We start from the raw sequence: 23,580 nt of genomic DNA, 5'->3' as shown, positions 1-23,580 counted from the left end.
AGCATACATTTATTTCATCTTATTATGGGAAGTGCAGCAGTTATCAGCTTCAACATCCGACTTTTCTTCCTATTATGGTATATGGCCACTAATAATATCTTTCTATTAAATTCTATTGCACAAATTACCTGGTTTAAAGAGCAGCCTAAGGCACTGTTATTAAGTTAAGTTTTCAAACTAAACCTGATGCAACACAGGTGCAGTAGATAGCAGTTGTTATTCCCGAGTTTTAGCACTGTCTCCTACACACATCATAACAACGACGCGCAACCGATTGCATAATTACTCATTTTTTTTATTTTGCACAAACATTCGTTAGCGATTGCTGAACATTTTTTTTCTTCTATTTCATGTTATTTATACATGAAAATGAGTTTGATATATAAATAAACCCACGTTAAATTTCCCCTCCTTTACAGCACTTATTATAGTGTAAAGAGAGAGCAAATTTGAGACTAAGATTACATTAATACCCTATATCCTTAGGCAGAGTCCTGACCTGCAACTCCTGAAGCATCAGATAATTACAAGCGAATGCCTACATGTTTGCATCTATAAGGGCAGATGATAATTTAAATATTGCCAACAGAGGAGCGTTGGTAGTGCAACTATCATGGGACTTCGGAAGATAATTTTCATGTATCCTAACAAATGCTATTTAATTTTAATAAAAAGTTTTGTACTTTGCGCAAACGATTACGCAAGAGTTGCATAACGGGTAACTGCAGAATTGGCATTACGCCAGCCAACTGGTAGCGAAGCCTGAAAGCAACTTGCTTTCTGCAATTACTTTTTCATGAAATCTGATAATAGGTTTCTTCTCAGGAAGCAAGATTTGAGTGTTCGTGGGCAAAAGTTTAACTGTATGAATTAATTCCTAGAGCAGGACCCCGCAGGATAATTTATTGTGCTGCAGTTCTTATCTTTAGATATACATTTTAAAAATCTAAAAAACAACCGTTTGTTCTGGAATTAATTACATAGGCTCCTTATTCTACCTCACATGACAATCAAACCAAAAGTTACTATTCATGATATCGCTGAAAAGCTGAATGTAACAGCCTCTACCGTCTCGCGTGCACTGAACGACAACCCGCGTATTTCTGACGCTACTAAAAAGGCTGTGCTAAAGATTGCAAAACAGCTGAATTACCAGCCGAACAACATCGCGGCGGCTCTACGGAACGGCAAAAGTCATATTATAGGTATAATAGTGCCTACGGCAGATAGAGCATTCTTCTCCTCTGTTGTAAGAGGAATAGAAGAGATTGCCAACAAAATCAACTACAAGGTTATTATTTGCCAGTCTTATGACAACTATGAGAAAGAGGTGCAGACGGTAGATGCCTTACTGAACGCCAGGGTGGATGGCATCATCGCCTCTATCGGTAAGAACACCGAGAACTTCGATCACTTTAAAAAAGCAATGGAGAAGGGCGTACCGCTCGTATTATTCGACCGTACCACTGATGCCCTGGAAGTGAGCCAGATCGTGATAGACGACTATCTGGGCGCTTATAAGGCAGTAGAGCACCTGATTCAGCAAGGCTGTACCCGCATTGCCCATTTCACCAGCCCTAAAAAAGTGAGTGTGTTTAAAGAGCGCCTACGGGGCTACCTCGATGCGTTGAGCGACTATGGCATTCCGTATGCTGACGAACTGGTTATAAAAAGCAACCTGCAACTCGAAGACGGGCGTGATAGCATGGAGCAACTCCTTAAACTAGACAAGTTACCCGACGCCGTTTTCTCGGCGAGCGATTACGGTGCCATGGGAGCCATGCAGGTGCTGAAGGAGAACAATTTCAGAATACCCCAGGATGTGGCGCTGGCAGGATTCAGTAACGACCCTTTTACTTCCTTTACCGACCCGCCGCTTACTACCGTAGATCAGCTGAGCATAACCATGGGCAAGATAACAGCCGAGATCTTTTTTGAGCAGATCAGCACACAGGAGAAACGCAATATGTCGCAGAAAATAATTCTGAAGCCGGAACTCATCATCCGTAAATCGACGATGCGCAAGCCAATGCCAGACACACCGGCTGCACGACAGGCGGAGCACGTAAAATTAGCAAACCAGGAGCCGGCCTAAACACTAGTGCAGGGCTGCCGATGCTCTTTTATATAGCACCCTTTAATTAGTTTATAAATCAACAAACAACAGTAACACAACCTTTCAGAAATCAGATTACTTTTATGAAACCACTAAACAGAGAATCAGCCAACCAGCCGCAGCAACGGCCAGTTAAAGTATTGCAATTTGGTGAAGGCAACTTCCTTCGCGGATTTGTAGACTGGATGATCGATATCCTGAACGAGAAAACAGACTTTAACGGTGCTGTTGAAATTGTGCAGCCGTTGGGACAGGGCATTGTGCACCTGCTCAACAAACAAGACGGACTTTACCATTTGCTGCTGGAAGGTATTCAGAATGGCGAGCCGACACAGGAAACCAGGCTGATTACCTGTGTGGCTGATTCTATTAACCCATACGACGATTACCAGGCTTACCTGCAAAGAGCCGAGAACCCTGAGCTGCAGTTCGTGATTTCGAACACAACCGAAGCCGGTATTGCTTTTGAAGCAGCCGACAAAGACATGGAAACTCTGCCAAGCAGCTTCCCTGGCAAACTGACGGCCCTGCTTTACCACCGCTTTCAGCACTTTAACGGTGCCGCCGACAAAGGCCTGTACCTGATACCCTGCGAGCTGATCGAGAAAAACGGTGAGAACCTTAAAACGACTGTGCTGCAATTTGCCAGCCACTGGAACCTGCCAGAAACATTTGTAGCCTGGATTAACGAAAGCAACATTTTCTGCAACACCTTGGTAGACCGCATTGTGCCAGGTTTCCCAAGAGATACCATCAAAGAAATTCAGGAGGAGATTGGCTACGAAGACAACCTGGTTGTAAAAGCAGAGCCTTTCCACCTGTGGGTAATAGAGGCTCCGGCCGCCGTAGAAGCTGCCTTCCCGACGGAGCAAGCAGGCCTGCAGGTGAAGTTCGTATCTGACCTGACGCCTTACCGCACCCGCAAAGTAAGAATCCTGAACGGTGCCCACACGGTGCTAGTGCCTGCTGCTTACCTGCAAGGCTTGCGTACGGTGCGAGAGTCTGTAGAAGATGCCACAGCCGGAAAATTCATCAGAGAAGCCATTTTCGAGGAGATTGTCCCTACCTTAGATTTGCCTGCCGAAGAGCTGGAGCAGTTCGCAAACGATGTGATTGAGCGTTTCCAGAATCCGTTTATCCGCCATGAGTTGCTTTCTATTGCGCTTAACTCTGTTTCTAAATACAAAGTGCGTGTACTGCCATCGGTGCTGGAGTTCCACCATCGCACCGGTAAACTGCCGCAGCGCCTCCTGCACTCCCTTGCGGCCCTTATCTTGTTCTACAAAGGCGAGTGGAACGGCGAGCAAGTGCCTCTAAACGACACACCAGAAGTGCTGAACTTCTTTAAGAGCGCCTGGGAAAAAGAATCTGCAGAAGAGACTGTTGAAGCCGTACTGGCTAACACCTCTTTCTGGGGAACCGACCTGACCCAGGTAGCAGGCCTAACAGCAACTGTAGCAGCCGAAGTGAAGCAACTGCAGCAAACTGCCCAAACAGAAAAATTAGGATCAGTTTAAATAGAAAAGATGTACCTGCCCTGCCTGCGGCACTTACCTACCCTAAAACGGGGCAGGTACCTTTTAGCTTTTTAAGCGGCCTATACACTTCCAATAGGGCTTAGCACCCTTGGATATTTTTCCAGGAAATTCTGTCGGAAGGCCATTTTCATTAGAATAATTGAAGGTTGCACTCCTGGCACAATACAAAAGCGGTTATTAGTTTAATGAAGGCAAACCGAATTGTCCTGTGGTTGATGGCAGGAAAAAGCCTATGCAGCAAGTTTGTGAAATCTGAATTAAATAGTTACTTAGTACTTTCATGCATACTAGTGGCCTTTAGCTTATATTTTAACAGCTAAGTTCGGTGCATACCATAATAAAAGCCACATCATCTACAACTAACAGCACACATCTACTACGCGTTTAACTTTAACAAGAAAACTCCATGAAAACAATCGGAAAGTACTCCTTCGGTATCGGCGATCGCTTTGCACACCAGGGCGAGGCCCAGTTACAGGCTTTTATTAAGGCAAAAGAAGCAGGCGTTGAAATTACACCTACCTGGAACAAATCGAACCGGGAGCACCTTACCGTAAATTCGTCACCAGCCGATGTACGTGCCGAAGCTGATGCCGCCACCAAAGCCTTAGGCTGGCAAGGCGATTACCTGGTTGATGCCGACCACATTAACCTGAAAAATGTAGATCCGTTTCTGAGTGTTTCCGACTTTTTCACCATAGACGTAGCAGAGTTTATCGGCAAGCCGGCCAGTGCCGAAGAAACAGAGGCATTTCTGGAAGAAAACAAAGATCACCTGGGCGAATTCTCAATTCCGGGTATCTCACAACCGTTTTCTATAGATGAAAACCTGCTGCGCAATGTTGCAGCGCAGTTCCTGTATGCTACCAGGGAGGCTAAAAACATTTATGAGTACATCGCCAGCAAAAAAGGAGGCGATACCTTTATTACAGAGGTGTCTATGGATGAGGTAAGCCAGCCGCAGAGCCCTGTGGAACTTTACTTTATTCTTAAAATGCTGGCCAAGCAAGGCGTACCGGTTCAAACCATAGCTCCTAAATTTACAGGCCAGTTCTACAAAGGCGTAGATTACGAAGGCGATGTAAATCAGTTTGCCAAGGAGTTTGAAGAAGACATACTCGTTATTAACTATGCCATCGAAAAATTCGGGCTGCCGAAATCGCTTAAGCTGAGCGTGCACAGCGGCTCCGACAAGTTCTCGATTTACAAGCCCATCAGGGAGCTTATTCAGAAACACGACGTGGGCATACATGTTAAAACAGCCGGTACCACCTGGCTCGAAGAACTGGCAGCACTGGCAACCGCAAGTGAAGAAGGCCTCCAAATGGCAAAAAGCATTTACGCCGATGCCCTGGAGCACTACCAGGAACTGACAGAGCCTTATGCCACGGTGCTTTCTATTAACAAAGAGGAATTGCCGTCTGCAACCGAAGTAGCCGGTTGGTCTGGCGAACAGTATGCCGCGGCAGTACGCCACGATCAGCAAAACGCTGCCTATAACCCCAATTTCAGGCAGCTTATCCATTGCTCTTACAAACTGGCAGGTAAAAAAGGAGCAGCCTTTACCGATGCCCTTAAGGCAAACAAAGAGGAAGTAGGCAAGCACGTAACGGAAAACATTTTTGACCGCCACATTAAGCCACTTTTCCTGTAAGCAGGGTAGCTGCCAAAACATGGCCAGCACTTCATTTAAAGTATTATATTTAGTTATACATTATTATAAAACACCATGTCATTTTTAGACGAGAATTTTATCCTCAAGACCAAAACGGCACAAAAACTATATCATGAGCATGCCAAACACATGCCGATCATCGATTACCACTGCCACCTTCCCCCGGAAGATATCGCCTCCGACCGCAAGTTTAAAAACCTGACGGAGATTTGGCTTTACGGCGACCACTACAAGTGGAGAGCCATGCGCACCAACGGCATTGATGAAAAGTACTGCACCGGCGATGCCGATGACTATGCCAAGTTTGAGAAGTGGGCCGAAACAGTGCCTTACACTATGCGCAACCCACTCTACCACTGGACGCACATGGAGCTGAAAAGACCTTTCGGAGTTGAGAAGATTCTGAAGCCTGAAACAGCGCGCGAAATTTACGATTCCTGCACCGCCATGCTCCAGACAGACGAGTTCAGCGTTCGCGGCATCCTGAAAAAGATGAACGTAAAGGTGATCTGCACCACCGACGATCCTGCCGACAGCCTGGAGCACCACCAAAAAATAAAGGCTGATGACTTTGGTATTAAAGTGCTGCCTACCTACCGCGCCGACAAAGCCATGGCTCCGGAAGCAGACGGTTACGCAGAGTACCTGCAAAAACTGGAGAAAGCATCCGGTGTTGCTATCAACAACTTCCAGGGTCTGAAAGATGCCTTGAAACAACGGCATGATTTCTTCCATGAACAAGGTGGCCGTTTATCGGATCATGGCCTGGAAACAATCTATGCCGCTGACTACACCGACGAAGAAATAAACAGCATCTTCGACAAAATACTGAGCAAGCAGGAAATTTCGGGCGAAGAACTTCTGAAATTCAAATCGGCTATGCTGGTGTTCCTGGCCCTGATGGATCACGAAAAAGGCTGGACCCAACAGTTCCACCTTGGCGCGCTGCGTAACAACAACAAACGCATGATGCGCGAGCTTGGCCCCGACACTGGCTTCGACTCTATCGGAGATTTCGACATTGCGCAGCCACTGTCGAAGTTTTTAGGCAAGCTGGATAACAACAACCAACTGGCTAAAACCATACTTTACAACCTGAACCCAACCCAGAACGAAGTTTTTGCGACCATGATCGGTAACTTTAACGATGGATCTACACCGGGTAAAATTCAGTTTGGCTCCGGCTGGTGGTTCCTCGACCAGAAAGACGGTATGGAGAAGCAGATGAACGCCCTCTCTAACATGGGCCTCCTGAGCCGCTTTGTAGGTATGCTCACCGACTCCAGAAGCTTCCTCTCCTACCCACGCCACGACTATTTCAGAAGAATTCTTTGTAACCTGATCGGCAACGATGTAGAGAACGGGGAACTGCCTGAAAGCGAACTGGAATGGCTGGGCCAGATGGTGGAAGATATCTGCTACAACAACGCCAACAATTTCTTTAAATTCTAGACTCTACACTGCTCCTCCTGTTGCGGCACCCGTGCTTAGGCAGGAGGAGCTACTTACTGCCAAAAGAGCAGGTGGCCAGTACCAAATTTTCTTACGACACTTGCAAAACTGGTGAACCTTTACCTAACTTGAACGAACGTAAGCTCAACTTTAGTCATAAAACACCCTTGCCGACAGCGGTAAGTAACCAACAAAAGGGGCAGCCCATTAACTAAAAGTACTTAAATTTTAACGCATTATCCTTATGACAAAACCTACCCTTTCGAGTAGCGTCACGCAAAAAGTCGGCAATTACCGGTGGACCATCTGCGCGTTGCTCTTCTTTGCCACCACCATCAATTACTTAGACCGGCAGGTACTAAGCTTGCTGCAGCCTATGCTTGCAGAAGAATTCGGATGGACTGATAGTGACTACGGAACCATTGTTGGTGTTTTCTCTATTGTGTATGCTGCCTCCATGCTGTTTGCTGGTCGCTTTATAGATTGGTTAGGAACGAAAAAAGGATACGCCTGGTCCATTATCGTTTGGTCTATAGGAGCCATTCTGCATGCGTTCGCCACCTTTATACCAGGCCGCATTTTTGGCTTTACCCTTGGCCGTACCGTATTGGCCATAGGGGAAGCAGGTAACTTTCCGGCTGCTATTAAGGCAACAGCAGAGTATTTCCCTAAAAAGGAACGCGCTTTTGCAACCGGTATTTTTAACTCAGGTGCCAACGTAGGCGCTATTCTGGCTCCCATCGTAGTTCCCTGGATCGCCTACCACATGGGCTGGCAATGGGCCTTTATTATTATCGGTGCCGTTGGTTTTGTATGGTTAATCGCCTGGTTAATCATGTACGAAATTCCTTCTAAAAACAAGAACCTGAGTGCTGCTGAGTACATGTACATTCACAGCGATGATATTGCCAATGAGCAACCCATTGAGCAGGAAAGTGAAGACGACGGCCAAAAATTCTCTTTTATACAATGCCTGAAATATCGTCAAACCTGGTCTTTTGCCTTCGGTAAGTTTATGACCGACGGTGTTTGGTGGTTCTTCCTGTTCTGGACTCCTGCCTACCTGAAAGCACAGTATGGCATGGAAGGCATTGACATTCAGTGGCCTATTGCCTTGCTTTACACTATTACCGTAATTGGTTCGGTTGGTGGTGGTGCCTTCCCAACCTACTTCATCAACAAAGGAATGGAGCCTTATGCCGGCCGTATGAAAGCTATGTTCATTATTGCGCTGTTTCCGCTCGTTATTATCGGCGCGCAGTATTTAGGGCAGTACAGCTACTGGTGGGCTATGTTGCTGATCGGTATCGGTGGTTCTGCTCACCAGGCCTGGTCTGCCAACATTTTCACTACTGTAAGCGATATGTTCCCTAAAAAAGCAACAGCTACCATTGTGGGTATCGGTGGTATGGCGGGTGGTATCGGCTCGTTCCTGATCAACAAAGGCAGCGGCATGCTGTTCGACTATAGCGAAACTACCTGGGGAAGCAAAGAGCCCGGCTATACCATTGTGTTCTGCATTTGTGCAGTGGCCTACCTTATTGCCTGGTCTGTCATGAAATCGCTTGTTCCGAAAATGACTCCGCTTAAAATGTAATTCATTCAAAAGCCAAAAAAGAAGCGCTGCCGACTTAATTTTCGGCAGCGCTTCTTTTTTGCATGAGCCTGTCTCAACTGAATTCTTCTAATGAAAACTGCCTTCAGAAGCTAATCCATCATTTTTTTGCCAAGGGTCACCTTCCTGTAGCCACATAGTAAAGGAAAAACTGCTGCCCTGGCTAAAAATTACTAACTTAACTTCTCAATTAAATCAACAACCCTATCCCGCTAACCTATGAAAATGAATTGGGGCATATTAGGCGCAGCCAAAATTGCGCTCGAAAAAGTAATACCTGCCATGGCCGGCCATCCTGATTTCCAGGTGCATGGCATAGCCTCCCGCAACTTAGACAAAGCCAAAGTAGTAGCAGAACGGTTTGGAATTCCGAAAGCTTATGGCTCTTACGAAGAACTGATTGCGGACCCTGAGATCCAGATTATTTACAACCCGCTACCGAACCACCTGCACGCCCAATACACCTTAAAATGTATACAGGCCGGAAAACATGTACTCTGCGAAAAACCGATAGCCCTGAGTAGCGACGAGGTAAAATCGCTTATAGCAGCCCGGGACCAGCATCAGGTAAAAGTTGGCGAAGCCTTTATGGTGAGGTCGCACCCGCAATGGCAAAAAACCAGGGATCTGGTGCAACGGGGCACGCTCGGCAAAATAAAGTTAATTCAAGGGAGCTTTAGCTATTTTAACATCACACCAGACAATATCCGGAACATAGCGGCCTACGGAGGCGGCGCCATCTGGGATATAGGCTGCTACCCTATTACCATTTGCCGCTATGTACTCGGCGAAGAACCTCTCAGAATTATTTCGCTCCTGGAGACAGACCCGGGCTTCGGTACCGACAAACTGAGCAGCGTGCTCATGCAGTTCCCATCGGTGCAGGTATCTTTTTCGGTTAGTACCCAACTGGTGCCTTACCAGCGTATGCATTTTTTCGGAGAGAACCAGCAACTGGAAGTCCTGATTCCGTTTAATGCGCCAAAAGATACAGCTTGTGAAATAAAACTTAACGCAGGAGATATTCTTCAGAAACAGGTAAAGACCATAACATTTGATGTGTGCGACCAATACAGGTTAATGGCAGCAGCCTTTACAGAAGCTGTTCGGGATAACAAACCGGTACCCGTATCGCTAGAAGATTCGCTTGCGAACACGCTGGTAATAGAAGCCATTTTCAGATCGGCGCGCGAGCATAGGTGGGTAAATCTAAAAGAAATAAACGAATAGCTTATTACCGGCACAAGCAGGGCTACTACTGCTGTAGCTCGAACAACTGTAGCCTGCTTCTTTCTTACCCATAAATTTCTCCATAAACAAAAAATTCAGGTAAGTACAGGATGGTTTATTAAACAGGATTCCCTATTTTAACTACCGTTAGTTCATATTCTTGAATTAGCGGATAAAACAGGCTATTAGTTTACAACCGCAAAGCCTGGTGAAAAAAACCGGACAACAGTTTAACAAATCGAATACATCATTCAACTTTACAAGACCTATGAATAACAGTGATCATGCCGTTTCCAGAAGAAACTTTCTGTCGGCCACAGCGGCTATTGCAGGCTCCGTCATGCTTAATCCGTTTTCGGCTGTGGCCGCAGCGGCAGACAAAAAAATGAGAATCGCCATTGTAGGCACCAGTGGCAGGGCGCTGGGCATGTGGTCTAAATCGATAAAAGAAAAATATGGCGAAAGAGTAGAGTATGTGGGCCTTTGCGATATAAACCCTGGCCGCCTGGAGTACTTTAAAAAGAAAACCGGCTTTAAGTGCCCCACCTTCACCGATTTTGAGCAGATGATGAAAAAGGTGAAGCCCGACACGCTGATGGTGATGACAGTAGACAACACGCACCACGAGTTCATTATTAAAGGCATGGAAATGGGTGCCAACATTATTACAGAAAAGCCCATGACCACCGACGAAAAGAAATGTCAGGCCATTCTGGACACGGAGAAGAAAACCGGCAAAAAAGTTACCGTTACCTTTAACTACCGCTACTCCCCGCACCGCGCTAAATTATACGAACTGGTGCACAGCGGCGAAATAGGCGACCTGACTTCTGTTGATTTCCACTGGTACCTCGACACCCGCCACGGCTCCGATTATTTCAGGCGCTGGCACAGGCTCAAAGAGAAGGGCGGCACCCTATGGGTGCACAAAGCCACGCACCATTTCGACCTGCTGAACTGGTGGATCGAGTCGGATCCGGAAGAAGTGTATGCCACAGGCGCGCTGGAGTTTTACGGTAAAAACAATCCGTTCCGGCATACCAACTGCCGCCCTTGCCCGCACAAAGACAAATGCGATTTCTATTTCGATATAACTAAGCGGCAGCAGTTGGTGGAGCTCTACGTAGACCACGAAAAGCATGATGGCTACCTGCGCGATGGCTGTGTCTGGAAAGAGGACATCGATATTTATGATAAAATGGCGGCCACCATTAAGTATAAAAATGGTGTAGATGTAAGCTACTCCCTTACCACCTACTCCCCATACGAAGGCTACCGTATTGCCTTTAACGGCACCAAAGGCCGCATAGACTGCTGGGTAGAAGAAAGTAACCCGATAGTGGAGAAAGATTATGAGGAGATTGTGCTAACACGAAACTTCGGAGGCAGAGAAATAATAAAAGTGCCTCATGCCGAAGGTGGCCACGGTGGTGGCGACAAACTGCTGACAGATGCCATTTTTCTGGGAGTAAAATCAGACCCCATGCACCAGGCTGCAGGTGTTCGAGACGGTGCCCTGTCTATTCTGGTAGGTATTGCAGCACGCAACAGCTGTGAAACCGGCAAACCCGTAAAAATAGGCGACCTCACCAGCATTAAACCACAAGCGAAGCGTGAATTTGTGAAGCTGTCGTAGGTTAGCAAAATATTTGGTTTTCATTCAGGAAGCGTATTCACTTTTTTAGCGGTGTCTACTCTTCCTGATTGAAAACAATATAGTTGAACCGGTAGTACCCTTTAACAAATTCACTCCCGCGAGTTGGAAGCCTCACTCTGTTTCAATTTTTGCGAGCATTTAGAAGTCTCATTCCCCGGTTCTGGCCCCCGACAGAACCCTAGCTTGTACGTCTATTTCGGACAATACTAAAGTGCACTGTCAGGGGAGAGTGCAGGGAGAAAAGATTGCAGTTTTAATTGAAGTGTGCCACTCGCGAAATGAAAACTCTCCTCATTTAAAACCACGAGCTGAAAGCTCGCGGCAGGTCAGGTACAGCACTAACCAAGAAATACGAATAAATTTTTCTAATGAAAACGGCCTTCCAAAGGTTTTCTGACCATTATCAGTCAAGGGCTACACCTTATTTTCTCATTCATTCACTCACTCACAATCATTTTCACCTCTAAATCAGCAGCTTATCTGGTGTAATAGGCAAGTTCCGAATGCGTTTGCCGGTGGCGTTAAACACGGCATTGGCTACTGCCGGAGCCATACCGATTAGCGCAATTTCTCCTATACCCTTCGTTCCCAGTGGGTTCGATATCAAATCTGGCTTGTTTATAAAAATAACTTCTGCTTTCGGAATGTCGCCGTGCACCGGAACATGGTATTCTGCCAGGTCTTTAGTAACGTAGCGGCCATAGCGGTGGTCTATCACAGCGGCTTCCATCAGAGCCATGCCGATGCCGCCTACTGCTCCCCCTATCATCTGGTTGGCGGCTGTTTTCTCATTTATAATAGTACCGGCATCGGCACACGACACAATTTTGGTGATGCGTATTACACCAGTTACCGGGTGCACCTGTACCTCCACAAAATGCACCGAAAAAGAGTACAGCGAATAATGGCGGCGCTCTTTCCCAGGCTCTGCCTCTGCGGTTACAACCAGGCTTTCCAGTTGATGCTGTTGCAGCAGGTCTGCAAAAGAGACAGCAGCAGCATTACCCGGTAGGGAAATCCCCTCCTCTCCTATCATCACATTTTCAGTTTTTGCACCGCTAAAGGCAGCGCCACCTAACTTCTGCAGCTCTTGCTTTAGCGTAAAGCACACTTCTTTTACCGCAGATCCCACACTCGATATGGTAGAAGAACCTCCCTGCGAAGGCGAGTTCGGAAAAGCAGAATCGCCAAGCTCAAATTTGATTCTGTTGGGCGTTATTCCAAGCGCATCGGCTGCAATCTGCACCATGGCTGTACCTGTTCCGGGTCCGATGTCGGTGGTGGCACTTTGGATGATGATGGTACCGTCTGGCAATAACCTGGCTCTGGCTCCGGCACCTCCCTGGTTGGCTCCGAATGTTCCTACACCCATGCCATACCCCACCTGCCATTCACCGGCACGTACAGCACCCGGTGTCAGACTTCTGTTTTTCCAGCCGATTCGCTCGGCCCCCAGTTGCATGCATTCTTTCAGGTATTTGGTTGACCAGGGCAGCTTTTTATCCGGGTCTGTGTCGGTGTGGTTGCGCATCCTGAACTCAATCGGGTCGAGGTTCAGTTGGTGCGCCATTTCGTCCATCGCCGACTCCAGCGCAAAGGCACCGGTTGCCTCGCCAGGTCCGCGCATCCAGATCGGGGTACTCACGTCGAGCGGCAGAATGCGGTAGCGGGTGGTAATGTTGGGGCAGGCATACATCATCTTGGTCTGCTGCAACGTAGATTCGGTAAATTCTTCGTAAGAAGATGTCTGCCCAATGGCTTCGTGGGTAATAGCTGTTAATTTACCGTCGGGGGTGGCGCTCATGCCTACTTTTTGCCAGGTGTAAGGGCGATATCCTACCATAGTAAACATCTGCTCCCGCGTCAGCATCAGCTTTACCGGCCTGTTCACTTTTTTGGCGGCAATAATGGCAGCTGTTTCGTGCGGCCAGGTGTGCAGCCCATTGCCGAAAGCGCCACCTACAAACTTGGCGATCACCTTCACGTTCTCTGCCGGAATCTTCCATTCGTTCGCGAAAGCACGCTGAGTCCCTTTTACCGCCTGCGTTTTATCATAAACCGTCAGCTTATCGGTTGCTTCCCAATGGGCCGTAATGGCTTGCAACTCCATGGGGTTGTGCGTTTCGCTAGGCATTACATATTCTGATTCGAGCTTGATGGCGGCTGTTTTGTAAGCATCTTCTGTACCCCGAACATAATCAGCGAGTGGCGATTTCGGGTTTTTCTTCGCTTGTGAAGGCAGCACCGCCTTCTCCACGTTAGCATGGAAATTTGTCTGGTGCTCTTCTTTGGTGTACTCCACTTTCACCAGTTTTGCCGCATACCGCGCGCGTTCCAGGGTGTCGGCCACGACCATAGCAATTGGTTGCCCGTTAGAATACACTTTGTCATCGTAAAACACGCGCAGCGGCTGCCCACGTGTTGATGGCTCCGTGGGGTGGTCGCGTTGGGCATAGCCGGGCACTTTGGGTGCGTTTACATGCGAGAGAACCGCCAGCACACCTGGAGCACGTTCTGCCAGTTTGCTATCGATATGTTTTATGCGGCCTTTCGCAATAGTACTCTCCACCAACACGGCATGCACCAGGTCCGGCAATTGAATTTCAGCAGAATATTTGGCTGCCCCGGTTACCTTTAATCGGCCGTCTACACGGCTCATTGGCTCTCCTACTTGCTTCATACTTTTGATTGAGTGATTGAATGGATGATGAAATGATCCATTTGTTTTATACTTTAATCCTGGCACTTGACAGGCTAGGGCACCAAACATATAGCTGTTGGGGCTCTCCTTAATTCTTCTAATGAAAATGGCCTTCCGAAGAAGAAACCAGCAAAACCAGTCAAGGGTCTGTCACGAGAGGTTAGCCTTAAGCCAACAGTAACACCTGCCATTTATGCTGCTACACCAGCTTATCAGGTACTATCGGAAGTTCTCTGATGCGTTTGCCAGTGGCATGAAACACTGCATTGGCTACGGCTGCCGTAAATCCGACTAAAGGAATTTCTCCTATACCTTTGGCACCCATTGGGTCTATTACGGTATCTTTCTTGTTGATAAAAATGACATCTATATTCGGTATATCGGCATTCACGGGCACGCGGTAATCGGCGAGGTCGTTGTTCAGGTGCCGGCCGTACCGGTGGTCCACAATGGCATCTTCCATCAGGGCAATACCTATTCCCCACACCACTGACCCGTACACCTGGCTTTCGGCTGTTTTGTGATTGATAATGGTTCCTGCATCTACTACCGACACCACCCTGCTTACCCGCACCTGGCCGGTTACCGGGTGCACCTCCACCTCCACAAAGTTGGCGCAAAACGATTTCCCCGAATGCTTTTCCTGCTCCTCCCCTCCCTTCGACTCTACGTTTACCTGCACTGCCTGTAGCTGTTGGTTCTTCAATAAGTCCGTATAAAGCACTTTCTTTTCCGATCCTTTTAAAGAGATGGCATCTGCTTCCCACACCAGGTCATGGGCTGCAGCCTGGTATAAAGTTGTTCCTTTTTGGCTAACGGCCATGTCAGCTACCTTCTGCTTCAGTGCCACACATACATCGTACACAGCAGAACCAACAGAGGCTGTGGTATGCGACCCAAACTGCCCGGGAGCATCTGGCAAGGTGGAGTTTCCCCATTCAAACTGTATCTGGCTGGCATCTACACCAAGCGTATCGGCAGCAATCTGGGTAAAGATGGTGGCAGAACCGGGACCTACATCAGCCACGGCACTTTGCACCAGCACTTTGCCATCGGGCTGCAAGGTGGCGCGGGCATCGGCTTTGCTGCGCTCCGATTTATAGATACCTGCTGCCATACCCATACCTACCAGCATGCCGTTCTTCTGCATAGCACCTGGCTTTGGATTGCGTTTGCTCCAACCGAAGCGCTCGGCACCCAGTTGGTAGCACTCCCGCAAAAAGTTACTCGACCAGGGCTTGTCGTTAAAAGGATCTTTTTCGGCAAAATTTTTCAGGCGCAGGGCCAGCGGGTCCATGTTTAAAGCGTAAGCCAGTTCATCCATTGCAGATTCCAGCGCAAAGGAGCCGCTGGTTTCGCCGGGTCCACGGGTCCAGCAAGGGGTACTGTAGTCGAGCGGCACCAGCCGGTAGAGCGTGTTCAGGTTGGGGCACCGGTACAACGATTTGGTAGGGTCTATCAGTCGCTCCGTAAACTGTTCGTAGGTAGAAGTAAAACTAATCGCCTCGTGTGTGATGCCGGTAAGTGTACCATCTGCCGTGGCTCCCAGACCCACCTTCTGCAGGGATTTCGGCCTGTACCCTACCATGTTAAAGACCTGGTCGCGCTTCAACATGACCTTAACTGGTCGGCCAACCACTTTAGAACCTAGTATGGCAGCCATCTCCTGCGGCCACACCCGCGAAGAGCTTCCGAAAGCGCCACCTACAAAAGGCGAATGCACCTCCACATCCTCCGGCTTAAGCTGAAAAGCTTTGCATATTTCCTGCTGCGATATTTTGGTTGCCTGCGTTTTGTTGTAAACAGTCAGTTTAGTTGCACCTTCCCAAACGGCCGTGGCAGCATGCATCTCCATAGGCACGTGCACCTGAATCGGCGTTTGGTACTCCTGCTCTATTTTTACAGCGGCTGTTTTATATGTATCTGCCTTGCCCCGTGCATAGTCATTGCCGCGTGCCGGTTTTATGGCCTTACCTTTGTTTTGATGGATGTTGGTTTGGTGTTGCTCCTGCTCATATTCTACCTTCACCAAAGAGGCGGCATAAGTAGCTCGCTCAAATGTATCGGCAATGGCTAGTGCTACCGGCTGAAAGTTGTGGTAAATACGCTCATCATGAAACAACCTGAATTCCTGCCCATGTACCCGCGACCCTTCATTATCGACAGGATCCTGGAAACCGGGCACTTTAGGAGCGTTCAGATGCGACACAATGGCTAACACGCCTGGTGCTGCTTCGGCTGCTTTGGTATCGAGGTGGCGGATGCGGCCTTTGGCGATGGTGCTCGTAACCAGCACACCAAAGGTAACACCGGGCAAATTATACTCTGCTGCATACCTGGCGCTTCCGGTTACCTTCTGCCGGCTTTCTACCCGGTCGAGGGAGTCTCCGATTTGCGTTTTATTTCCAAAGAAATAAGTCATTGCTGCTGCTTAGTGAAAGTGTTAGAAAAAATTCAGCAATTCAAAAATTACGAACAGATAAAAATGCCACTTTATTAAACAGCAAAGCAGACTTTCTAACAATTCTTATTTTGAATTTCTAATTTGGCGAAGCCCCTTAGGCTATGCCAGCTGCTGTTTTTAGCGCCTGCACAACAACATTTGGTCCCATTTTTAGTTTGAAGGCATTATGCTCAAAAGCTTTCGCTCCCTGAAAAGCCGCCTCAACTGCCTGCCGGAACGTGGCTTCGGTAGCAGGTTTGCCAGCCAGCATTTTCTCTGCCTCAAACAATCGCCAGGGTTTATGTGCCACGCCACCCATTGCCAGGCGGGCACTTTTTATAGTGTTCCCATCAAGGTCGAGTGCTGCAGCAACCGAAACAAGGGCAAAGGCATAGGAAGCGCGTTCTCTTATTTTGAGGTAGTGCAGGTGCTTGTGGTAAGGGTTGTCTGGCACCTCCACACTTAGTATGAGTTCGCCGCGTTGCAGATTGGTGTCTACCTCCGGGTTGTTGCCAGGCAAGCGGTGGAAATCATCGAAGCGGATGGTGCGTTCACCTTTCGGCCCCGACACGCGTACGGTTGCTTCGAGAGCTGCCAACGCTACACTCATGTCGCTGGGGTTCGTGGCGATGCATTTTTCGCTATGCCCGAAAATGGCATGCATGCGGTTGTGCCCTTCCAATGCGCCGCAACCCGTGCCTGGCTCACGTTTGTTGCAGGGCATGGCTGTGTCGTAGAAGTAGGGGCAGCGGGTGCGTTGCATCAGGTTGCCTCCTACAGTCGCCATGTTCCGGAGTTGGGCTGAAGCTCCCGCATTTAGGGCCTGCGCCAGTAGCGGCAGCTTTTCCTGCACCAGTTTGTCTTCGGCCACGGCACTGTTCAGGGCAAGGGCTCCTATACTGATGCTTTTCCTTTCTTTCCCGATCTTCCGGAGTGGCAGCTTGTTTATGTCCACCAGCTTTTCAGGTGCCATAACGCCCCGCTTCATCAGGTCTATCATGTTGGTGCCACCGGCTATAAACATGGCTGCCGGGTCTTTTGCCAGTGCCTCTATGGCAGCTTTCGGTTTGGCAGCGCGTACATACTGAAACTGGTTCATACTTTCTGCCCTCCGTTTTTAACTTCCGTAATGGCATTTACAATATTGGAGTAAGCACCGCAGCGGCAGATGTTCCCGCTCATGTACTCCCTTATCTCGTCTTCGGAGTTGGCATGTCCTTCGCGAATACAAGCCACCGCCGACATAATCTGGCCGGGCGTGCAGTAGCCGCACTGGAAACCGTCGTGCTTTACAAAAGCCTCCTGCATGGGGTGTAGCTTTTCTCCATCGGCCAGGCCTTCTATGGTCGTTATTTTCTTGCCTTCCTGCATCACGGCAAAGGTGAGACAGGCGTTAATGCGTTCGCCATCGGAGTGGACGGTACAGGCACCGCACTGGCCGTAGTCGCATCCTTTTTTGGTACCGGTTAAGTCGAGTTGCTCGCGAAGCAGGTCCAGCAGCGTTACCCGTGGCTCTACCGACAGCTGTACTTTTTTGCCGTTTATCTCCAGCGTTAGGGGCACCTTCTCAAATTTTTCCGCCACCTTTTCATCCCATTTCGAGTCGGCTGCTTTCAGAACAGTGGCGGGAGCCAGTGCCAGTGCGGTTAAAATAGAAGATTGTTTAAGAAAATCGCGGCGGGCTTCGTTGTGCTGCCTGTTAGCTTCTGCATCGGGCGAGGAGGCATTACAGGCTTTTTCTTCTGCCATAAAAAATGGGTTATGGTTAGCTTATCGTTTTCTAAACCTATCATACGCAGGAGCTGCCTTAACAGCACAAGCATTCCTGATATTTCTACCTTCAAACCTGTTTCTTACTGTAAAGTGTGTTTAGCATATCTGGTTTCTCATAGCTACTGAAGGAAGGTCGCTAAGATGTTTCCGGATTATTCGAATGAAAAGAGCCTTCAAAAGGAATTTGATCGAATTCTTGTCAAGGGTCTCTGGTGCTGCGCCAAACTTAAAATTAGCTCTCTGAAAAACTGTCGTATCAGTCTGACTTAACGATTATTTAGGCAGACAAGCGCCAAGGAGAAGCAGCTGTTGTGACATATTGACATAAATTTGGCCTGATTCCCCGCTTGGCACAAGCCTTGTTATAAACCTGACATCAGAAGAAATTTGATTAAGAAATTATATTAATAAAACTATAGAATGGGAAAGATAATTGGTATTGACTTAGGTACTACGAACTCATGCGTTTCTGTAATGGAAGGTAATGAGCCCGTTGTTATACCTAATAGCGAAGGCCGCAGAACTACTCCATCTATCGTTGCCTTTCTGGACAACGGTAATGGTGAGCGCAAAGTAGGTGACCCTGCAAAACGTCAGGCAATCACGAACCCACAGAACACGATTGCTTCTATCAAGCGTTTTATGGGCCACAGCTACAACGAAGTAAGCGAAGAAGCAAAGCAGGTATCGTACAAAGTGATACAGGGCAGCAACAACACGCTACGTGTAGAGATCGGCGACAGACAGTATACGCCACAGGAGATTTCAGCGATGGTGCTTCAGAAAATGAAAGCCACTGCCGAAGATTACCTGGGAACAACTGTAACGGAAGCTGTTATTACCGTACCGGCCTACTTTAACGATGCACAGCGCCAGGCTACAAAAGAAGCCGGTCAGATTGCAGGCCTCGAAGTAAAACGTATTATAAACGAGCCTACAGCGGCAGCGCTGGCTTATGGCCTCGACAAAAAACATAAAGATCAGAAAATTGCCGTTTTCGACTTAGGTGGCGGTACATTCGATATCTCGATACTGGAGCTTGGCGATGGCGTTTTTGAAGTACTTTCTACCAATGGCGACACGCACCTTGGTGGCGACGACTTTGACCAGGTAATTATTAACTGGCTGGCGCAGGAGTTCATCAACGACGAAAACATTGACCTGCGCAAAGACCCAATGGCGCTGCAGCGTTTAAAAGAAGCTGCTGAAAAGGCCAAGATTGAACTTTCAAGCTCTAACGAGACAGAGATCAACCTGCCTTACATTATGCCGGTAAACGGTATTCCGAAGCACTTGGTACGTAAGCTGACCCGCGCTAAATTCGAGCAGCTTTCTGATGACCTGATCCGCCGCTCGATGGAGCCTTGCCGCAAGGCCCTGAAAGACGCCGGTTTATCTACTTCTGATATCGACGAAGTGATTCTGGTAGGTGGTTCTACCCGCATTCCGAGAGTACAGGAAGAAGTAGAGAAGTTCTTCGGCAAGAAACCATCTAAAGGTGTTAACCCGGATGAGGTTGTTGCCATCGGCGCTGCCATACAAGGCGGTGTGTTAACAGGTGAAGTAAAAGACGTGCTCCTGCTGGACGTAACGCCACTTTCGCTGGGTATCGAGACAATGGGCGGTGTTATGACCAAACTGATCGAGTCGAACACAACCATTCCTACGAAGAAGTCTGAGACTTTCTCTACTGCTTCTGATAACCAGCCATCTGTAGAGATTCATGTGCTTCAGGGTGAGCGCCCAATGGCCCGCGACAACCGCACCATCGGCCGCTTCCACTTAGATGGTATTCCGCCAGCACCTCGTGGTGTTCCGCAAATCGAAGTAATTTTCGACATCGATGCGAACGGTATCCTGCACGTAACTGCCAAGGATAAAGCCACTGGCAAAGAGCAGAAAATCCGTATCGAGGCATCTTCTGGTCTGAGCGAGCAGGAAATTGAGCGCATGCGGCAGGAAGCTGAAGCCAACGCTGAATCTGATAAAAAAGCGAAAGAAGAGATCGAAAAGCTGAACGCAGCCGACTCTATGATCTTCCAGACCGAGAAGCAGCTGAAAGAGTATGGCGACAAACTTTCTGAAGGCAATAAAACTGCCATTGAAGGAGCACTTGCTCAACTGCGAACTGCACACGGCGCGAAAGATGTAGCCGGTATAGATGCCGCTTTAGAAGGCCTGAACAACGCCTGGAGCGCAGCCTCTCAGGAAATGTATGCAGCTACGCAAGGTCAGCCAGGTGGTGCACCAGGCGGCAACGGCCAACCAGGCGGACCTGATGCAGGTGCCCAGGGAGCCACTGCCGACGGCGGTGTGACCGACGTTGACTACGAAGAAGTAGACGGTAACAAGTAATTTCCCAATAAGTATATAGAAAAATCCCCCGCTCGTTCAGCGGGGGATTTTTTGCTTTTAGCAGTACCGTACCTAAATTTACCCTTGGCTTCTAAAAGCCCTTTTCTCTTTGGAAGGCCAAATTCATTACAATAATCTGAATGAAAATTTGTTAATGTAGGTATCAGATCGGCCAGAGGCCGTGGAATAGTAGACACGAACGAAGACGCTCGCGCCATAATAATTTCTAATTTCTAATTTGGCCAATCCCTAATGTTTCAGGGTGTGCAGCACGAGCAGGGGAACATCGGCTTTGTATGTCATTTTTTCGGCAAGGCTTCTGGAGAAAAGCTCTTCGAAAAAGCCTTTGTCTTTGCGCAGAATAGCGACCAGGCTTGCTCCGGATTCGTTATAATAGGCCTTTATGCCATCCTGGCGGTGCCTGCTAACTACCTCCTGGAACTGCAACGGACTTTGCGGATACGCCTGCTGAAGTTCTTCCCAGAACCGTTGTGACTTGGTTTTGCTTTCCGGGGTTGCTTCTTTTACCACATGAATCACATCTACGGTAGCGTTAAACAGTCGCGCCAGTTCCAGCACCTGTTGCAAAGCAAATTTGTCATCTTCTACATAATCGGAGGCATACACAATTTTGCTGATGTCGGGTTGGGTAGCAGATGCAGGAATGGTAAGAACCGGGCATCGTACCTGATTGATCACGGCTTCGGCGTTGCTCCCAATCAGGAGTTCCTCCAGGGCGCTACCTCCACCGGTTGTTCCCATCACCACCAGGTCGTAGCCTTCGCGGCTGGTCAGGTGTTCTGCAATATCTGTTAAGAGCGATTCTTTAACGATGAAGTCGCAGGTGAAGGCTCCCCTGTTTGCCTCGTATTGCTGCTCTATGTCGTACAGCAGCGCCTGCATTTTTTCACTGGCATCGCGTATCTGATCCTGCAGCAGCTCGCTGGCAATAAGTGCGGTTTCGGAAGTATCGACTACAGGCAGGTGCACCACATGCATAAGCGTAAGATGTGCGCCTGCGCGTCCGGCAATAGCTGCAGCATATTCCACAGCCTTGCTGGCTGTTTTTGAGAAGTCGGTTGGGCAAAGAATCTTTTTCATAGTAAACTGGTTTGGGTGTGCCAGAGCGTTAATATCCTGGTTTGCCTATGTATACGAGCAAACAGAAAAGTGATCAGCTTTTTTGTCTATATAGAACTAGGCATTATTTACTTTCAAGAGTTTCTTCACCAAATTTTTCTAATGAAATAGCCCTTCTAAAGGATTTATTGATGAAAATTGTCGAGGGCTGCTGATTGGTTGAGGAGCAGCCGGACTAAAGATTCTCACCTAAGTTACGGGTTGTAGTAGTCTTTTATGTGTATTACGACAGGAAACAACAGGGCGAACACCTTTGCCAGGTGCACAGATCGAAAATAAACTGTCTGAGCGTTCAGCGAGTGGGGGAAGGGGCCCTCGATTTTTATTTTCTTGCTATTGTTACAGCTGTAACAGCTACAATGTAAACTTAAACCATACTTTCCATAGCCAAAGCTAACGGATCTTGCCCACAAGATCCCTTCTGGATAACAAAAAGTGTGGCGGTGGAAGTAGAGACAATTAACTATTTGCTACTGCACAACGTGAGGTACTTTAATGCAAACAGCCTTGTGAAGGTTTACAAATATTTGTAGACCTTCACAAGGCTGATAAGTGGGAGGAGACTTGTTTAGCGTTTCTGAATAACTTGCTGGTCATCAAAAATAACAGCCAGGTCTTTGCTGCAGATGTCGCAGTTGTAACGACCGTAGTCTTCTACGGCACGAATAATGGTTACATTCTTCTTAACGGTTTTGCAAGCGGCCAGTAGCTCGCAGTCGTATTGGGTGTGAAAGACATCGGCATTGGCATCGTCGCAGACATATACCCTTTCCTGCGCCATATCAGTTGGTATCCGGTGGAACTCGGGTGCAGGCCGGCGTTCCTTCTGCGCAAGCGAATCGGCCAGCGAGGTAGTTGGCGTTTGTTCAGCAGCCACGGTATCTGCCTGATTTTGCTCCGGGCTTTGGCAGGCAGTAAAGCTCAGCAGAAATACCAGCACCGACACCTGCATTTCTTTTAAAAAGGCAATTTTAAAGTTGAGTTTTTTGGGCGTTGTTATCATGAAAAATGTACAGTTTTAACATAAAGCCTAAGCGACGCTCAGGAGCCACACGTTTTATCGAGCCGGCGGCCATGCTCTCGTATTGCCTCTGCCTCGGTTATTTTCAGTACCTCGGCTTTGCAACGCTTTAATACGGAGCAGGTGGCAGAAACATGGTAAACAGCAGATCCGGAGCTATCGCAAAGGTAAACAATTCGTTTAGTTGCTCCTGCCGGTATCGGAGATTTTGCTTGCTCCGCGGCGGCAGTTTCGGCGGTGTTGCTGCTTTTGTTCTTGCGGAAGTCCCAGGGTGGCGTGGGGTTTGGGTCTTGCCAGAGGCCTCGCTTAAAACGGCGGGCATCGGTTTCGAGGTTAGCCAGGCTCAGGTCTTTAGAATATGCTTTGTAGTGCCATGCAAACCCACTGCGTACCATCTCCTCGTTCAGGTTTCGCCCGTCTGGCAAAATTATGGTACCTACGGTGCGGCCGTAGCGGTCGGTGTTGTGCGCTATGAGCTGCACATATTTACCGAAAGCCAGGTCGGAGGCAAACTGCTTTGCCCGTTGCCCGAAATCCTGGTTCTTTTCGGGACTGTCTATGCCGTAGAGGCGTACTTTGATTACCTGCCCGTTTCGTAGCAAATCCATGGTGTCGCCATCTTTTACAGCTATTACCTTGTCGCCGGCAGTGTTTTCAGGCTTCCGGCTTTCGGATTGCGACAGTTCTTCTGTTTTGGCCATGGTGGCATCGGCTGGTTGCTCCTGCCGGTGGCGGGTCTCATGGGTATTGCCAGGGTCCTGCTGGCAACCCGAAACGAGCAACAGCAGGTAAAGTAGCCAATTTTTAAAAGAAAGCAGTTTCAAGATGATGCTGGTTTAGTAGTAGTTGGCATGCACGAAGCTT

Annotated in this window: 15 protein-coding genes; 8 read left to right on the top strand and 7 right to left on the bottom strand. The window is 48.3% G+C overall.

The genetic code is table 11. From position 1 onward, the window contains the following. Nucleotides 1–1,003 precede the first annotated feature (1,003 nt). The 7 genes from FVR03_RS07020 to FVR03_RS06990 all read left to right on the top strand — a co-directional run bounded on the left by FVR03_RS07020 (nt 1,004) and on the right by FVR03_RS06990 (nt 11,262). Nucleotides 1,004–2,095, top strand: coding sequence for a LacI family DNA-binding transcriptional regulator (locus tag FVR03_RS07020; RefSeq protein ID WP_147921028.1), 1,092 nt, complete (start codon nt 1,004–1,006; stop codon nt 2,093–2,095). Between the two features lie 104 nt (nt 2,096–2,199). Then, nucleotides 2,200–3,633, top strand: coding sequence for a tagaturonate reductase (locus tag FVR03_RS07015; RefSeq protein ID WP_147921027.1), 1,434 nt, complete (start codon nt 2,200–2,202; stop codon nt 3,631–3,633). Between the two features lie 427 nt (nt 3,634–4,060). Beyond that, on the top strand, nt 4,061–5,308 hold the full coding sequence (locus tag FVR03_RS07010; RefSeq protein ID WP_147921026.1) for a tagaturonate epimerase family protein: 1,248 nt from the start codon (nt 4,061–4,063) through the stop codon (nt 5,306–5,308). A 75-nt stretch (nt 5,309–5,383) separates the two neighbouring features. Then, nucleotides 5,384–6,781: a glucuronate isomerase gene (uxaC, locus tag FVR03_RS07005; RefSeq protein ID WP_147921025.1), complete on the top strand. Its 1,398-nt coding sequence runs from the start codon at nt 5,384–5,386 to the stop codon at nt 6,779–6,781. 244 nt (nt 6,782–7,025) lie between these two features. Further along, nucleotides 7,026–8,378: an MFS transporter gene (locus FVR03_RS07000; protein WP_147921024.1), complete on the top strand. Its 1,353-nt coding sequence runs from the start codon at nt 7,026–7,028 to the stop codon at nt 8,376–8,378. 237 nt (nt 8,379–8,615) lie between these two features. Next, the gene (locus tag FVR03_RS06995; protein ID WP_147921023.1) at nt 8,616–9,626 is read left to right on the top strand and encodes a Gfo/Idh/MocA family protein; all 1,011 of its coding nucleotides are present in this window, start codon (nt 8,616–8,618) and stop codon (nt 9,624–9,626) included. A gap of 268 nt (nt 9,627–9,894) precedes the next feature. Then, nucleotides 9,895–11,262 (top strand): Gfo/Idh/MocA family protein, encoded by a 1,368-nt coding sequence (locus tag FVR03_RS06990; RefSeq protein ID WP_147921022.1) that lies wholly within the window; start codon nt 9,895–9,897, stop codon nt 11,260–11,262. Nucleotides 11,263–11,746: 484 nt separating this feature from the next. Here the strand turns inward: FVR03_RS06990 and FVR03_RS06985 are convergent, their stop codons facing one another. The 4 genes from FVR03_RS06985 to FVR03_RS06970 all read right to left on the bottom strand — a co-directional run bounded on the left by FVR03_RS06985 (nt 11,747) and on the right by FVR03_RS06970 (nt 18,176). Beyond that, entirely contained in the window at nt 11,747–13,963 is a 2,217-nt protein-coding gene (locus FVR03_RS06985; RefSeq protein WP_147921021.1) for a xanthine dehydrogenase family protein molybdopterin-binding subunit, read from the bottom strand. A 220-nt stretch (nt 13,964–14,183) separates the two neighbouring features. Next, nucleotides 14,184–16,406, bottom strand: a complete 2,223-nt coding sequence (locus FVR03_RS06980) for a xanthine dehydrogenase family protein molybdopterin-binding subunit (protein WP_147921020.1) — start codon at nt 16,404–16,406, stop codon at nt 14,184–14,186. A gap of 136 nt (nt 16,407–16,542) precedes the next feature. Next, nucleotides 16,543–17,526, bottom strand: a complete 984-nt coding sequence (locus FVR03_RS06975; RefSeq protein WP_147921019.1) for an FAD binding domain-containing protein — start codon at nt 17,524–17,526, stop codon at nt 16,543–16,545. Then, a complete protein-coding gene (locus FVR03_RS06970) occupies nt 17,523–18,176 on the bottom strand; it encodes a (2Fe-2S)-binding protein (RefSeq protein WP_147921018.1) in 654 nt (217 codons plus the stop codon). Before FVR03_RS06970 ends, FVR03_RS06975 begins: the two co-directional genes overlap by 4 nt. Before the next feature lie 444 nt (nt 18,177–18,620). Here FVR03_RS06970 and dnaK point away from each other — a divergent pair, with 444 nt between their 5' ends. Beyond that, the gene (gene dnaK, locus FVR03_RS06965; RefSeq protein ID WP_147921017.1) at nt 18,621–20,555 is read left to right on the top strand and encodes a molecular chaperone DnaK; all 1,935 of its coding nucleotides are present in this window, start codon (nt 18,621–18,623) and stop codon (nt 20,553–20,555) included. A gap of 249 nt (nt 20,556–20,804) precedes the next feature. Here the strand turns inward: dnaK and FVR03_RS06960 are convergent, their stop codons facing one another. The 3 genes from FVR03_RS06960 to FVR03_RS06950 form a co-directional block, all read right to left on the bottom strand. Then, entirely contained in the window at nt 20,805–21,656 is an 852-nt protein-coding gene (locus FVR03_RS06960) for a universal stress protein (RefSeq protein WP_147921016.1), read from the bottom strand. Nucleotides 21,657–22,263: 607 nt separating this feature from the next. After that, nucleotides 22,264–22,698: a hypothetical protein gene (locus FVR03_RS06955; RefSeq protein WP_147921015.1), complete on the bottom strand. Its 435-nt coding sequence runs from the start codon at nt 22,696–22,698 to the stop codon at nt 22,264–22,266. A gap of 38 nt (nt 22,699–22,736) precedes the next feature. Then, a complete protein-coding gene (locus tag FVR03_RS06950) occupies nt 22,737–23,540 on the bottom strand; it encodes a thermonuclease family protein (RefSeq protein WP_255474102.1) in 804 nt (267 codons plus the stop codon). Nucleotides 23,541–23,580: the final 40 nt, after the last annotated feature.

Origin of the sequence: Pontibacter qinzhouensis (genome assembly GCF_008017455.1) — a bacterium.
Classification (GTDB): domain Bacteria; phylum Bacteroidota; class Bacteroidia; order Cytophagales; family Hymenobacteraceae; genus Pontibacter; species Pontibacter qinzhouensis.
Note: the sequence above shows the minus strand (reverse complement) of the source record. Positions and strands in the feature narration are given on the sequence as shown.

Bases quoted from the DNA above. Each gene is read 5' to 3' on its own strand.
- FVR03_RS07020 (WP_147921028.1), top strand. From the start codon at position 1,004: ATGACAATCAAACCAAAAGTTACTATTCATGATATCGCTGAAAAGCTG.
- FVR03_RS07015 (WP_147921027.1), top strand. From the start codon at position 2,200: ATGAAACCACTAAACAGAGAATCAGCCAACCAGCCGCAGCAACGGCCA.
- FVR03_RS07010 (WP_147921026.1), top strand. From the start codon at position 4,061: ATGAAAACAATCGGAAAGTACTCCTTCGGTATCGGCGATCGCTTTGCA.
- uxaC (WP_147921025.1), top strand. From the start codon at position 5,384: ATGTCATTTTTAGACGAGAATTTTATCCTCAAGACCAAAACGGCACAA.
- FVR03_RS07000 (WP_147921024.1), top strand. From the start codon at position 7,026: ATGACAAAACCTACCCTTTCGAGTAGCGTCACGCAAAAAGTCGGCAAT.
- FVR03_RS06995 (WP_147921023.1), top strand. From the start codon at position 8,616: ATGAAAATGAATTGGGGCATATTAGGCGCAGCCAAAATTGCGCTCGAA.
- FVR03_RS06990 (WP_147921022.1), top strand. From the start codon at position 9,895: ATGAATAACAGTGATCATGCCGTTTCCAGAAGAAACTTTCTGTCGGCC.
- FVR03_RS06985 (WP_147921021.1), bottom strand. From the start codon at position 13,963: ATGAAGCAAGTAGGAGAGCCAATGAGCCGTGTAGACGGCCGATTAAAG.
- FVR03_RS06980 (WP_147921020.1), bottom strand. From the start codon at position 16,406: ATGACTTATTTCTTTGGAAATAAAACGCAAATCGGAGACTCCCTCGAC.
- FVR03_RS06975 (WP_147921019.1), bottom strand. From the start codon at position 17,526: ATGAACCAGTTTCAGTATGTACGCGCTGCCAAACCGAAAGCTGCCATA.
- FVR03_RS06970 (WP_147921018.1), bottom strand. From the start codon at position 18,176: ATGGCAGAAGAAAAAGCCTGTAATGCCTCCTCGCCCGATGCAGAAGCT.
- dnaK (WP_147921017.1), top strand. From the start codon at position 18,621: ATGGGAAAGATAATTGGTATTGACTTAGGTACTACGAACTCATGCGTT.
- FVR03_RS06960 (WP_147921016.1), bottom strand. From the start codon at position 21,656: ATGAAAAAGATTCTTTGCCCAACCGACTTCTCAAAAACAGCCAGCAAG.
- FVR03_RS06955 (WP_147921015.1), bottom strand. From the start codon at position 22,698: ATGATAACAACGCCCAAAAAACTCAACTTTAAAATTGCCTTTTTAAAA.